Raw genomic sequence first — 13,092 nt, forward strand, 5'->3', positions numbered from 1 at the left:
GGCGGAGCGACGATGGAGCGGTGACGACCGCGCCTGACCCTGACCGCAGGGGGTAACCGAACGACGAGACCTAGGAGCGACGTGGCCGCCGAGAGTACGCCTCAGCCCGCCATATCCGAGCCGGGCACGGCCTCGCGCCGCCGGAGCAAGGGCCGCCGCCGCAAGGCGCCCAGCACGGGGCGCAAGGCCCTGCACGCGGCCGCCTGGACGGCGGCCGGCGTGGTGGTGCTGGGCGGGTCCGGCGCCGGGTACCTGTACTTCAAGCTCAACGGCAACCTGCACAGCGTCGACATCAACCAGGCGCTCGGCGCGGACCGGCCCTCGAAGGCCGACAACGGCTCCGAGAACATCCTGGTCCTGGGCTCGGACACCCGCTCCGGCACGAACAAGAAGCTCGGCGGTGGCGCCGACGACGGCAGCGCCCGCTCCGACACGGCGATGATCGTCCACGTGTACCGGGGCCACCAGCGCGCCAGTGTCGTCTCCATCCCCCGGGACACCCTGGTGGACCGTCCGCGGTGCACCGACACCAAGGGCACCGCCCACCCCGCCGCGTCCGGCGTGATGTTCAACGAGGCGTACTCCACCGGCGGCGCGGCCTGCGCGGTCAAGACCGTCGAGTCCCTCACCGGCATCCGCATGGACCACTACCTGGAGGTCGACTTCCAGGGCTTCCAGAAGCTCATCGACGACCTCGGCGGGGTCCGGGTCACCACCACCAAGGACATCGACGACCGGCAGAGCCATCTGAAGCTCCAGGCCGGCACCCACACCCTGAACGGCGAGCAGGCGCTCGGCCTGGTCCGCACCCGGCACGGCGTGGGCGACGGCTCCGACCTGGGCCGCATCCAGCTCCAGCAGGCGTTCGTCAAGGCCCTGATCGACCAGGTCAAGCACGTCGGCGTCCTCACGAACCCGAAGAAGCTCTACGACCTCGCCGACACCGCCACCAAGGCCGTCACCACCGACTCCGACCTCGGTTCGGTCAACTCCCTGATCGACTTCGCCGGCGGCCTGAAGGGCATCGGCTCGTCCCGCATGACGATGGTGACGATGCCGGTCCGGTACGACCCGGCCAACCCCAACCGCGTCCTCATCGCCGAGGCCAAGGCCCAACTGGTCTGGAACGCCCTGAAGAACGACCGGCCGATCCCGGGGTCGGCCACGCAGGGCACGGCCACGGGCGAGGCCAAGGGCGTCGTGAGCGCCGGCTAGGTGTGCTGTCCCGGGACCCCGGGAACCGCGCGCCGGAATAGAACAGCCGCACCCCCGGTTTTGGGGGATGGCCCCAGTCCTGGCAGACTGGTACGTCGGCTCCGGTTCACGCCTCCGCATCCCGCGGCAGCGACCCGGCGCCCTCCCGGAACCTAGGAGACACCTTGAAGCGCGACATCCACCCCGCGTACGTCGAGACGCAGGTCAGCTGCACCTGCGGCGCGTCGTTCACCACCCGCAGCACCATCGAGTCCGGCACCATCCGGGCCGAGGTCTGCTCCGAGTGCCACCCGTTCTACACGGGCAAGCAGAAGATCCTCGACACCGGTGGCCGTGTGGCCCGCTTCGAGGCCCGCTTCGGCAAGGCTGCCGCCGGCTCCAAGAAGTAGCGAGCCCCATTTCGCCGGTCCACGGTCACGCCCTCACGGGGGTGTGCCCGGGACCGGCGTTTTTGGTCGCCCGCCCTTCCCTTTCACCGCAGTACAGGAGCCCAAGATGTTCGAGGCCGTCGAGGAACTCGTCGCCGAGCACGCCGACCTGGAGAAGAAGCTCGCCGATCCGTCCGTCCACGCCGACCAGGGACACGCGCGCAAGCTGAACAAGCGCTACGCCGAGCTGACCCCGATCGTCGCCACGTACCGCTCCTGGAAGCAGAACGGCGACGACATGGAGACCGCGCGCGAGCTGGCGGCCGACGACCCCGACTTCGCCGCCGAGGTCAAGGACCTGGAGAAGCAGCGCGAGGAGCTGACCGAGAAGCTGCGCCTGCTGCTCGTCCCGCGCGACCCCAGTGACGACAAGGACGTCATCCTGGAGATCAAGGCGGGTGCCGGCGGCGACGAGTCGGCGCTGTTCGCGGGCGACCTGCTGCGCATGTACCTGCGCTACGCCGAGCGCGTCGGCTGGAAGACCGAGATCATCGACGCCACCGAGTCCGAGCTGGGCGGCTACAAGGACGTCCAGGTCGCGGTGAAGGCCCGCGGGCAGATCGAGCCCGGCCAGGGCGTGTGGGCCCGGCTGAAGTACGAGGGCGGGGTGCACCGCGTGCAGCGGGTCCCGGCCACCGAGTCCCAGGGCCGTATCCACACCTCCGCCGCCGGTGTCCTCGTGACCCCCGAGGCCGAGGAGGTGGACGTGGAGATCAACCCCAACGACCTCCGCATCGACGTCTACCGCTCCTCCGGCCCGGGCGGCCAGTCCGTCAACACCACCGACTCCGCCGTGCGCATCACGCACATCCCGACCGGAGTCGTCGCCTCCTGCCAGAACGAGAAGAGCCAGTTGCAGAACAAGGAGCAGGCGATGCGTATCCTGCGCTCCAGGCTCCTCGCCATGGCGCAGGAGGAGGCGGAGAGGGAGGCCGCCGACGCCCGCCGCAGCCAGGTCCGCACCGTGGACCGCTCCGAGAAGATCCGCACCTACAACTTCCCGGAGAACCGCATCTCGGACCACCGCGTCGGTTTCAAGGCGTACAACCTGGACCAGGTCCTGGACGGCGACCTCGACGCCGTCATCCAGGCCTGCGTCGACGCCGACTCGGCGGCGAAGCTCGCCGCCGCCTGAGAGCCGTACGCACGCACGCACGAGCACGAGTACGACACGGAGGACTCGCGTGAACCTGCTGCTCGCGGAGGTGGCCCAGGCCACCCAGCGGCTGGCCGACGCCGGCGTGCCCTCGCCGCGCACCGACGCGGAGGAGCTGGCCGCGTTCGTGCACGGTGTGAAGCGCGGCGAACTGCACTCCGTGAAGGACGCCGACTTCGACGCCCGGTACTGGGAGGTCATCGCCCGGCGCGAGCAGCGCGAGCCGCTGCAGCACATCACCGGGCGGGCCTACTTCCGGTACCTGGAGCTCCAGGTCGGGCCGGGGGTGTTCGTGCCCCGGCCGGAGACCGAGTCGGTGGTCGGCTGGGCCATAGACGCCGTGCGCGCCATGGACGTGGTCGAGCCCTGCATCGTCGACCTGTGCACCGGCTCCGGCGCCATCGCGCTCGCCCTCGCCCAGGAGGTCCCGCGTTCGCGCGTGCACGCCGTGGAGCTGTCCGAGGACGCCCTGGTGTGGACCCGCAAGAACATGGCCGGCTCCCGCGTCGACCTGCGCCAGGGGGACGCGCTGACCGCCTTCCCGGACCTCGACGGCCAGGTCGACCTGGTCATCTCCAACCCGCCGTACATCCCGCTCACCGAGTGGGAGTACGTCGCCCCGGAGGCCCGCGACTACGACCCGGAGATGGCGCTGTTCTCCGGCGAGGACGGCCTGGACCTCATCCGGGGCATCGAACGCACCGCGCACCGGCTGCTGCGCCCGGGCGGCGTCGTCGTGATCGAGCACGCCGACACCCAGGGCGGCCAGGTGCCGTGGATCTTCACCGAGGAGCGGGGCTGGGCCGACGCGGCCGATCACCCCGACCTCAACAACCGCCCGCGGTTCGCCACCGCCCGCAAGGCGCTGCCGTGAGCACCCCCCAGTTCTCAACCCAGCAGTACGTGTACGAGGAGGCCAGCTAGACATGGCACGGCGATACGACACCAACGACGCGACCGACCGTGTGACGGGTCTGCGCGAGGCCGCGTCCGCCGTCCGCCGGGGCGAGCTGGTGGTCCTGCCGACGGACACGGTGTACGGCATCGGCGCCGACGCGTTCTCCTCGGAGGCCGTCGCCGACCTGCTCGCCGCCAAGGGCCGGGGCCGCAACATGCCCACTCCCGTCCTCATCGGCTCCCCGAACACCCTGCACGGCCTCGTCACGGACTTCTCCGAGCTGGCCTGGGAGCTGGTCGACGCGTTCTGGCCGGGTGCCCTGACGCTCGTCGCCAGGCACCAGCCGTCCCTCCAGTGGGACCTCGGCGACACCCGCGGCACGGTCGCCGTCCGCATGCCGCTGCACCCGGTCGCCATCGAACTGCTCACCGAGGTCGGCCCGATGGCCGTCTCCTCGGCGAACCTCACCGGCCACCCGGCGCCGGAGAACTGCGACGCCGCCCAGGAGATGCTCGGCGACTCCGTCTCCGTCTACCTCGACGGCGGCCCCACCCCGGGCAACGTGCCGTCGTCCATCGTGGACGTCTCCCGCGAGGTGCCGGTGCTGCTGCGCGCGGGCGCGCTCTCCGCGGAGGAGCTGCGCAAGGTCGTACCCGACCTTGAGGTGGCGAATTGACGGCCCCTGAAGCGGGGCGTGGCATAGGCGGCGGGGGCTACAGCGCGGAGGAGACGACCACGTTCGGGTTCCCCCGCGACACCTTCCGCATCCTCCACGTCAGCACCGGCAACGTGTGCCGCTCGCCCATCACCGAGCGGCTGACCCGCCACTTCGTCGCGGAGCGGCTCGGCGTACTCGGCGGCGGGCTGATCGTGGAGAGCGCCGGCACGTGGGGCCACGAGGGCGCGCCGATGGAGTCCCACGCGGAGACCGTGCTGTCCGAGTTCGGTGCGGACGCCTCCGGCTTCGTGGGCCGGGAACTGCTGGACGAGCACGTGATCAGGGCGGACCTGGTGCTGACCGCCACCCGCGACCACCGCGCCCAGGTCATCTCCATGGGCCATTCGGCGGGCCTGCGCACCTTCACCCTGAAGGAGTTCACCCGCCTGGTCCGGGCGATAGATCCGGCCACCCTGCCGCCCCTGGAGGACGGCGTGGTCATGCGGGCCCGGGCGCTGGTGCGCGCGGCGGCGGCACTGCGCGGCTGGCTGCTCGCCCCGACCGCCGAGGCCGACGAGGTGTACGACCCGTACGGCGCCCCGCTCACCTTCTTCCGTTCGATCGGCGACGAGATACGGGACGCCCTGGACCCGGTGGTGACGGCGCTGACCGGGGTTCCGGCACGAACGTAGGGCGCCCGGCGGCAATACCGGGCGTCCCGCACCTCCCCGGCCTACATTGGGGATACGTCACCGCCGACCGCCCCGGGAGCCCGCCATGTCGGTCACCCATTCCCTCGAGACCGACGTCCTGCGCCGACAGGATCCGGCCATGGCCGAGATCCTCCTGGCCGAGCTGGAGAGGCAGTCGACCACGCTCCAGCTGATCGCCGCCGAGAACTTCTGCTCGCCGGCCGTGCTCGCCGCCCTCGGCTCCGCGCTCGCCAACAAGTACGCCGAGGGCTATCCCGGCGCCCGGCACCACGGCGGCTGCGAGCTCGTCGACGTCGCCGAACGCGCGGCCATCGACCGGGCCAAGGCCCTGTTCGGCGCCGAGCACGCCAACGTCCAGTCCCACTCCGGCTCCTCGGCCGTCCTGGCCGCCTACGCGGCCCTGCTGCGCCCCGGCGACACCGTCCTCGCCCTCGGCCTGCCCTACGGCGGCCACCTCACCCACGGCTCGCCCGCGAACTTCTCGGGCCGCTGGTTCGACTTCGTCGGCTACGGCGTCGACGCCGAGACCGGGCTGATCGACCACGACCAGGTGCGCCACCTCGCCCGCAACCACCGGCCCAAGGCGATCGTGTGCGGCTCCATCGCCTACCCCCGGCACCTGGACTACGCCTTCTTCCGCGAGGTCGCCGACGAGGTCGGGGCGTATCTGATCGCCGACGCGGCGCATCCGATCGGCCTGGTCGCCGGGGGAGCGGCGCCGAGCCCGGTGCCGTACGCGGACATCGTGTGCGCGACCACCCACAAGGTGCTGCGCGGCCCGCGCGGCGGGATGATCCTGTGCGGCGCCGAGCTCGCCGAGCGCGTGGACCGGGCCGTCTTCCCCTTCACGCAGAGCGGCGCCCAGATGAACACCATCGCCGCCAAGGCCGTCGCGTTCGGCGAGGCGGCGACCCCGGCGTTCGCCGTGTACGCCCACCAGGTGGTCGCCAACGCGCGCGTGCTGGCCGGTCATCTGGCCGCGGAGGGCCTGGCCGTCACCACCGGCGGCACGGACACCCACCTCATCACCGCCGACACCGCCCCGCTCGGTGTGGACGGCCGCACCGCGCGTGGCCGGCTGCTGGCGGCCGGCCTGGTGCTGGACTGCTGCGCGCTGCCGCACGGCGACGGCCGCGGGCTGCGCCTGGGCACGGCCGCGGTGACCACCCAGGGCATGGGCGAGCAGGAGATGGTGCGGATCGCGGCGCTGCTGGCGGCCGTGCTGCGCGGGGAGACGGAGCCGGTCGCGGCGCGGGAGGAGGCCCGCGCGCTCACCGGCCGGTTTCCGCCGTATCCCCGCTGAACCGGGGGTGGCCGACGGGGGTGCACAGCCACTCGTGCAACCATCGTCGCTACCCGGAAGTCCTCATCCATATGCGTCCGTCGCTAGGGTGTGGGGCTGTGATGGCCAGCGAGACCTGTGGGGAAGCCCGTGCGTGAATACCTGCTGACGCTCTGCATCACGGCTGCGGTGACGTACCTCCTGACCGGACCGGTACGGAAGTTCGCGATCGTGGCCGGGGCGATGCCGGAGATCCGTGCCCGGGACGTGCACCGGGAACCCACTCCGCGCCTCGGCGGTATCGCGATGTTCTTCGGGCTGTGCGCGGGGCTGCTGGTCGCCGACCACCTCACCAACCTCAACGAGGTCTTCGCGAAGTCCAACGAGCCGCGGGCACTGCTCTCCGGGGCGGCCCTGATCTGGCTGATCGGTGTCCTGGACGACAAGTTCGAGATCGACGCGCTGATCAAGCTGGGCGGCCAGATGATCGCCGCGGGTGTGATGGTCATGCAGGGGCTGACGATCCTGTGGCTGCCCATCCCGGGCGTGGGCAACGTGGCGCTGACCCAGTGGCAGGGCACGCTGCTGACGGTCGCGCTGGTGGTCATCACCATCAACGCGGTCAACTTCGTGGACGGCCTGGACGGCCTCGCGGCCGGCATGGTGTGCATCGCGGCAGGCGCGTTCTTCCTGTACGCCTACCGCATCTGGTACTCGTACGGCATCGAGGCCGCCGCCCCCGGCACGCTGTTCGCGGCGATCCTGATGGGCATGTGCCTGGGCTTCCTGCCGCACAACATGCACCCCGCGCGGATCTTCATGGGCGACTCGGGGTCGATGCTCATCGGCCTGGTGCTGTCGGCCGGCGCGATCTCGATCACCGGCCAGGTGGACCCGGACGCGCTGAACCTGTACGCGGGCTCGGAGAAGGCGGCGGTCCACCAGACGGTCCCGGTGTACATCCCGCTGCTGCTGCCGCTGACGATCATCGCCGTACCGGCCGCCGACCTGGTGCTGGCGATCGTGCGCCGCACCTGGCGAGGCCAGTCGCCGTTCGCCGCCGACCGCGGCCATCTGCACCACCGTCTGCTGGAGATCGGCCACTCGCACAGCCGGGCCGTGCTGATCATGTACTTCTGGTCGGCGCTGATCGGCTTCGGGGCGCTGGCGTACTCGGTCAACTCGGCGTCGATGTGGATCGTGCTGGGCGTGGTGTTCCTGAGCGCGGTCGGTCTGGTCCTGCTGCTGCTCCCGCGCTTCACCCCGCGCGTGCCGGTGTGGGCCCAGCGGTTCGTGCCGCCGCGGTACCGGAGGCGGCGCCGGGCTCCGGAGGCCACCGCGGCGGCGGAGGCCGCCACCGCCTCGCAGGCGCAGGCCCCGGGCGGCGAGGAGCGGACCCCGGTCACGGCCGGTGTCTCCGGTGTCAACGGGGCGACCGCGCTCGGCGCCAGGTCACGATTCCTCGATCGCCGTTGACGATCGGCGTTGACGCGCAAGGTAAGAATCTGACTAGAGCATTGCCAACTCGTGGGGGAGCAAAGGCCCCTAATACCAGACAAGTGGGCGCGGTTTTTGCACAGACGCGCACTGTCACTCTCATGTGTGACAGCCAGCACACCCACCAGGTAAAGACCTCATCAAATAGTTTGTGATACGGTTCACGAGAACCCCGGATAGAACCGAAGGACCCGAGTGCGACGGTCCATTGGTGTGAGGTCTCGATCACTCAGCCCGGGACTACGCTCGTCCATGACGACACCCTGCCCCCTGTGAAAAGCGGAGTTGCCGCCATGCCGTCCAATGACGTCCGGAACCTTGCGCAGATCGCTGTGCCCACAGCGGCTGCCGGCGTGATCGCCGTCGCCGTGAGCGCCGCGGTCGCGGGGGGCAAGGGCGCGCTCGGCGCGGTCGTCGGCACGGTGCTGGCCATCCTGTTCATGGGACTCGGCCTCTACGTGCTGCAGTGGACGGCAAAAACGCTCCCGCAGCTCTTCCAGGCGATGGGGCTGCTGCTCTACGTCGCCCAGCTGCTGCTCCTCCTGATCTTCGTCGCTGTCTTCAAGGACACCTCCCTCTTCAACGCGAAGACGTTCGCCGTGTCGCTCGTCGTCGCGACCGTCGTGTGGATGGCCGCGCAGGCACGCGCACACATGAAGGCCAAGATCTTCTACATCGACCCGGACTCCGCGAAGAGTGAGAAGCCCGAGAAGACAGGGCCGAAGCCGTGAGGGGTAGGGGCGGGATAAAGGCTTGTGAGATCTCCTGCTATCGTCCGGTGCCAACTGCGGCATCGCGGGCGCGGGCATCCGAGCTGACGCCTGCTCGATCGCGAGGCTCGATGCCCCCCAGCCGCCCCCACATCCGTAACACCAGTCCGGTGCCGATCCGCGGCCGTGCGCCGCGCCGACACAACGAGGTTGCCGAACCCATGCGTCACGCCGAAGGAGCCCGCGGTGAGTGCTGACCAGACCCAGCTCGCCTTTGACTGGAGTTGTCGGGTCATGTCCGACAACGGGTGCGGCTTCCCGGCCCCGGGCCTGCAGTCCTTCCTGTTCAAGCCGCTCGTCACGGTCGGGGGCTTCGAGTTCAACAAGGTGATGCTGCTCGCGCTCGTCACCACCGTGCTGATCGTCGCCTTCTTCTGGGCCGCCTTCGGCAAGGCCAAGGTCATCCCGGGCAAGCTCCAGATGGTCGGCGAGGCCGGTTACGACTTCGTGCGCCGCGGCATCGTGTACGAGACGCTGGGCAAGCGCGCGGGCGAGAAGTACGTCCCGCTCATGGTCTCGCTGTTCTTCTTCATCTGGATCATGAACGTGTGGTCCGTGATCCCGCTGGCCCAGTTCCCGGTGTCCTCGGTGATCGCCTTCCCGGCGGTGCTCGCCGCGATCGTCTACCTCACCTGGGTCGTGCTGACCTTCAAGAAGCACGGCTTCGTCGGCTTCTTCAAGAACGTCACGGGCTACGACAAGTCGCTCGGTGCCGTTCTGCCGCTGGTCATGGTCATCGAGTTCTTCTCGAACCTGCTGGTCCGCCCGTTCACGCACGCGGTGCGACTCTTCGCCAACATGTTCGCCGGCCACCTGATGCTGGTGATGTTCACCGTCGCCTCCTGGTACCTGCTGAACAGCTGGCTGGTCGTCGGCGCCGGCGTCTCCTTCGTGATGACGATGGCCATGATCTGCTTCGAGCTCTTCGTCCAGGCCGTCCAGGCGTACGTCTTCGTACTGCTGGCCTGCTCCTACATTCAGGGCGCTCTCGCCGAGCACCACTGAGCCGAACCACTCCCGCCAACCCCCAGACGTCCGGTGGCCAACCCCCACCGGTCCAGTAAAGAGAAGGAAGATCCGGCATGTCCGCTCTTGAGACCCTCGCCGCCACCGCTGGTGTCCACGGCTCCGTCGGCTCGATCGGCTACGGCCTCGCGGCCATCGGCCCCGGCATCGGCGTCGGCATCATCTTCGGTAACGGCACCCAGGCCCTGGCCCGCCAGCCCGAGGCCGCGGGTCTGATCCGCGCCAACCAGATCCTGGGCTTCGCCTTCTGTGAGGCGCTCGCCCTCATCGGCATCGTTATGCCGTTCGTGTTCGGTAAGTAATCACCCCTTACCTGACACGAATCGACGAAAGGCACTGATGTGATCGCCAACCTGGCACAGCTGGCGGCCGAGGAGACGGAGCAGAACCCGCTCGTCCCGGCTGGTCCTGAGCTGCTCGTCGGCACCATCGCCTTCGCCATCGTGTTCTTCTTCTTCTGGAAGAAGCTGCTTCCGAACATCAACAAGGTTCTGGAGGAGCGGCGCGCGGCGATCGAAGGCGGCATCGAAGAGGCCGACGCCATGAAGGTCGAGGCCCAGAGCGTCCTTGAGCAGTACAAGGCCCAGCTCGCCGAGGCCCGGCACGAGGCCGCGCGCCTGCGCCAGGAGGCGCAGGAGCAGGGTGCCGCGCTCATCGCCGAGATGCGGGCCGAGGGCCAGCGGCAGCGCGAGGAGATCGTCGCCGCCGGCCACGCCCAGATCGACGCCGACCGCAAGGCCGCCGCGTCCGCGCTGCGTCAGGACGTCGGCAAGCTCGCCACCGAACTGGCCGGCAAGCTCGTCGGCGAGTCCCTCGAGGACCACGCCCGCCAGAGCCGTGTGATCGACCGCTTCCTCGACGAGCTCGAGGAGAAGGCCGAGGCCACGCGATGAACGGAGCGAGCCGCGAGGCCCTGGCAGCCGCACGTGAGCGTCTCGACGCGCTGACGGACTCCACGTCCGTCGACGCCGCGAAGCTCGCGGACGAGCTGGCGGCCGTCACCGCGCTGCTCGACCGCGAGGCCGGCCTGCGCCGGGTCCTCACCGACCCGGCGCAGCCCGGGGAGGCGAAGGCGCAGCTGGTCCAGCGCCTGATCGGCGGCCAGGTCAGCGGCACCGCCGCCGACCTGGTGTCCGGAATGGCCCGGTCCCGCTGGTCGCAGCCCCGCGACCTGGTGGACGCGCTGGAGGAGCTGGCGAACATCGCCGACCTCACGGCCGCGGAGAAGACGGGCACCCTCGACGACGTCGAGGACGAGCTGTTCCGGTTCGGCCGGATCGTCTCCTCCAGCACCGAGCTGCGCGCCGCGCTCACCGACCGTGCCGCCGGCACCTCGGCCAAGACCGAGCTGCTGCACCGGCTGCTGGGCGGGCGGGCCAAGCCGGCCACCGAGCGGCTGGTGACGCGCCTCGCGACCGCGCCGCGTGGACGTAGCCTGGAGACGGGACTGGAGTCCCTGTCCAAGCTGGCGGCCGAGCGCCGGAACCGCATGGTCGCCGTCGTCACCTCCGCGGTGCCGCTGAGCGACGGGCAGCGCGACCGCCTCGGCGCCGCTCTGGCCAAGCTCTACGGGCGCCGGATGCACCTCAACCTCGACGTCGACCCCGAGGTCGTCGGCGGGATCCGGGTGCAGGTCGGTGACGAGGTCATCAACGGCTCCCTCGCGGACCGGCTGGACGAGGCCGCCCGCCGCATGGCGAGCTAGCAGCAACTCGATATTCCGAGAACAGCAGTACGTACTTACGGCCCTGGTTGGGCCGTGCAGAGGATTCCTGGGGGTCGCCCCCAGACCCCCAAAGTGAAACTTCGGGCCCAACAAGGAGAGCAGGGAACCCAGATGGCGGAGCTCACGATCCGGCCGGAGGAGATCCGGGACGCGCTGGAGAACTTCGTCCAGTCGTACAAGCCGGACGCGGCCTCGCGCGAGGAGGTCGGTACGGTCACCCTTGCCGGCGACGGCATCGCGAAGGTCGAGGGCCTGCCCTCGGCCATGGCCAACGAACTGCTGAAGTTCGAGGACGGCACCCTCGGCCTCGCGCTGAACCTGGAAGAGCGCGAGATCGGTGCCATCGTCCTCGGTGAGTTCAGCGGCATCGAGGAGGGTCAGCCGGTCACGCGCACCGGCGAGGTCCTCTCCGTGGCGGTCGGCGAGGGCTACCTCGGCCGTGTCGTCGACCCGCTCGGCAACCCGATCGACGGCCTCGGCGAGATCGACACCGACGGCCGCCGCGCCCTCGAGCTGCAGGCCCCCACGGTCATGCAGCGCAAGTCGGTGCACGAGCCGATGGAGACCGGCTACAAGGCCGTCGACGCGATGACCCCGATCGGCCGTGGTCAGCGTCAGCTGATCATCGGCGACCGCCAGACCGGCAAGACCGCCCTGGCCGTCGACACGATCATCAACCAGCGCGACAACTGGCGCTCGGGCGACCCGAAGAAGCAGGTCCGCTGCATCTACGTCGCCATCGGCCAGAAGGGCTCCACCATCGCCGGCGTGCGCCGCGCGCTGGAGGAGAACGGCGCGCTGGAGTACACGACCATCGTCGCCGCCCCGGCGTCCGACCCGGCCGGCTTCAAGTACCTGGCGCCGTACACCGGTTCGGCCATCGGCCAGCACTGGATGTACCAGGGCAAGCACGTCCTGATCATCTTCGACGACCTGTCGAAGCAGGCCGACGCCTACCGCGCCGTGTCGCTGCTGCTGCGCCGCCCGCCGGGCCGTGAGGCCTACCCGGGTGACGTCTTCTACCTGCACTCCCGGCTGCTGGAGCGCTGCGCCAAGCTCTCCGACGACATGGGTGCCGGTTCGATGACCGGTCTGCCGATCGTCGAGACCAAGGCCAACGACGTCTCGGCGTTCATCCCGACCAACGTCATCTCCATCACCGACGGCCAGTGCTTCCTGGAGTCGGACCTGTTCAACGCCGGTCAGCGTCCCGCGCTGAACGTCGGTATCTCCGTCTCCCGAGTCGGTGGTTCCGCGCAGCACAAGGCGATGCGCCAGGTCTCCGGCCGCCTCCGTGTGGACCTCGCCCAGTTCCGTGAGCTGGAGGCGTTCGCCGCCTTCGGTTCCGACCTGGACGCGGCCTCGAAGGCCCAGCTGGAGCGCGGTCAGCGCATGGTCGAGCTGCTGAAGCAGGACCAGTACCAGCCGATGGCCACCGAGGACCAGGTCGTCTCCGTCTGGGCCGGCACCAACGGCCGCATGGACGACGTACCGGTCGCCGACATCCGCCGCTTCGAGAAGGAGCTGCTGGACTTCCTGCACCGGAAGCACCAGGGCCTGCTCACCTCCATCCGCGAGGGCGCCAAGATGTCGGACGACACGATCCAGGCGATCGACGACGCCGTGGCGGAGTTCAAGAAGCAGTTCGAGACGAGCGACGGCAAGCTGCTCGGCGAGGACGTTCCTGCCGCTGCCGCCAAGTGACGTAAGGAAGGGACCTGAC

Annotated in this window: 14 protein-coding genes; all 14 read left to right on the forward strand. The window is 69.9% G+C overall.

Annotation, left to right across the window (positions count from 1 at the left end; genetic code table 11):
* Positions 1-81 precede the first annotated feature (81 nt).
* The 14 genes from LG395_RS12635 (at position 82) to atpA (ending at position 13,073) form a co-directional block, all read left to right on the forward strand.
* Positions 82-1,215, forward strand: a complete 1,134-nt coding sequence (locus LG395_RS12635) for an LCP family protein (RefSeq protein WP_171152810.1) — start codon at positions 82-84, stop codon at positions 1,213-1,215.
* Positions 1,216-1,379: 164 nt separating this feature from the next.
* Positions 1,380-1,604: a 50S ribosomal protein L31 gene (gene rpmE / locus LG395_RS12640; protein ID WP_014675000.1), complete on the forward strand. Its 225-nt coding sequence runs from the start codon at positions 1,380-1,382 to the stop codon at positions 1,602-1,604.
* A gap of 106 nt (positions 1,605-1,710) precedes the next feature.
* On the forward strand, positions 1,711-2,778 hold the full coding sequence (gene prfA / locus LG395_RS12645; protein ID WP_225809411.1) for a peptide chain release factor 1: 1,068 nt from the start codon (positions 1,711-1,713) through the stop codon (positions 2,776-2,778).
* Between the two features lie 49 nt (positions 2,779-2,827).
* The gene (gene prmC, locus LG395_RS12650; protein WP_030656095.1) at positions 2,828-3,673 is read left to right on the forward strand and encodes a peptide chain release factor N(5)-glutamine methyltransferase; all 846 of its coding nucleotides are present in this window, start codon (positions 2,828-2,830) and stop codon (positions 3,671-3,673) included.
* Between the two features lie 52 nt (positions 3,674-3,725).
* Positions 3,726-4,373, forward strand: a complete 648-nt coding sequence (locus tag LG395_RS12655) for an L-threonylcarbamoyladenylate synthase (RefSeq protein WP_171152804.1) — start codon at positions 3,726-3,728, stop codon at positions 4,371-4,373.
* Positions 4,370-5,047 carry an arsenate reductase/protein-tyrosine-phosphatase family protein gene (locus tag LG395_RS12660; protein WP_225809412.1) on the forward strand — a complete coding sequence of 226 codons (678 nt, stop codon included), beginning with the start codon at positions 4,370-4,372 and terminating at the stop codon, positions 5,045-5,047. The genes LG395_RS12655 and LG395_RS12660 overlap by 4 nt, the downstream gene beginning before the upstream one ends.
* Before the next feature lie 85 nt (positions 5,048-5,132).
* A complete protein-coding gene (gene glyA / locus LG395_RS12665; RefSeq protein ID WP_171152800.1) occupies positions 5,133-6,371 on the forward strand; it encodes a serine hydroxymethyltransferase in 1,239 nt (412 codons plus the stop codon).
* Between the two features lie 129 nt (positions 6,372-6,500).
* Positions 6,501-7,826, forward strand: coding sequence for an MraY family glycosyltransferase (locus tag LG395_RS12670; RefSeq protein WP_171152799.1), 1,326 nt, complete (start codon positions 6,501-6,503; stop codon positions 7,824-7,826).
* Positions 7,827-8,140: 314 nt separating this feature from the next.
* Positions 8,141-8,578, forward strand: a complete 438-nt coding sequence (locus tag LG395_RS12675; protein WP_030656103.1) for a Cg1360 family ATP-synthase-associated protein — start codon at positions 8,141-8,143, stop codon at positions 8,576-8,578.
* Positions 8,579-8,803: 225 nt separating this feature from the next.
* The gene (gene atpB, locus LG395_RS12680) at positions 8,804-9,622 is read left to right on the forward strand and encodes a F0F1 ATP synthase subunit A (RefSeq protein ID WP_505016506.1); all 819 of its coding nucleotides are present in this window, start codon (positions 8,804-8,806) and stop codon (positions 9,620-9,622) included.
* Between the two features lie 77 nt (positions 9,623-9,699).
* Positions 9,700-9,945, forward strand: a complete 246-nt coding sequence (atpE, locus tag LG395_RS12685; protein ID WP_059130009.1) for an ATP synthase F0 subunit C — start codon at positions 9,700-9,702, stop codon at positions 9,943-9,945.
* Positions 9,946-9,984: 39 nt separating this feature from the next.
* Positions 9,985-10,536 carry a F0F1 ATP synthase subunit B gene (locus tag LG395_RS12690; protein WP_171152796.1) on the forward strand — a complete coding sequence of 184 codons (552 nt, stop codon included), beginning with the start codon at positions 9,985-9,987 and terminating at the stop codon, positions 10,534-10,536.
* Positions 10,533-11,348, forward strand: a complete 816-nt coding sequence (locus LG395_RS12695; protein ID WP_225809413.1) for a F0F1 ATP synthase subunit delta — start codon at positions 10,533-10,535, stop codon at positions 11,346-11,348. The genes LG395_RS12690 and LG395_RS12695 overlap by 4 nt, the downstream gene beginning before the upstream one ends.
* Before the next feature lie 132 nt (positions 11,349-11,480).
* A complete protein-coding gene (atpA, locus tag LG395_RS12700; RefSeq protein ID WP_171152792.1) occupies positions 11,481-13,073 on the forward strand; it encodes a F0F1 ATP synthase subunit alpha in 1,593 nt (530 codons plus the stop codon).
* Positions 13,074-13,092 lie beyond the last annotated feature (19 nt).

The sequence above is a fragment of the Streptomyces spinosus genome (assembly GCF_020400655.1).
Taxonomy (GTDB): domain Bacteria; phylum Actinomycetota; class Actinomycetes; order Streptomycetales; family Streptomycetaceae; genus Streptomyces; species Streptomyces argyrophylli.

Coding starts and splice junctions, on each gene's coding strand:
- atpE (WP_059130009.1), top strand. CDS start 9,700: ATGTCCGCTCTTGAGACCCTCGCCGCCACCGCTGGTGTCCACGGCTCC.
- prfA (WP_225809411.1), top strand. CDS start 1,711: ATGTTCGAGGCCGTCGAGGAACTCGTCGCCGAGCACGCCGACCTGGAG.
- LG395_RS12675 (WP_030656103.1), top strand. CDS start 8,141: ATGCCGTCCAATGACGTCCGGAACCTTGCGCAGATCGCTGTGCCCACA.
- LG395_RS12655 (WP_171152804.1), top strand. CDS start 3,726: ATGGCACGGCGATACGACACCAACGACGCGACCGACCGTGTGACGGGT.
- atpA (WP_171152792.1), top strand. CDS start 11,481: ATGGCGGAGCTCACGATCCGGCCGGAGGAGATCCGGGACGCGCTGGAG.
- glyA (WP_171152800.1), top strand. CDS start 5,133: ATGTCGGTCACCCATTCCCTCGAGACCGACGTCCTGCGCCGACAGGAT.
- LG395_RS12695 (WP_225809413.1), top strand. CDS start 10,533: ATGAACGGAGCGAGCCGCGAGGCCCTGGCAGCCGCACGTGAGCGTCTC.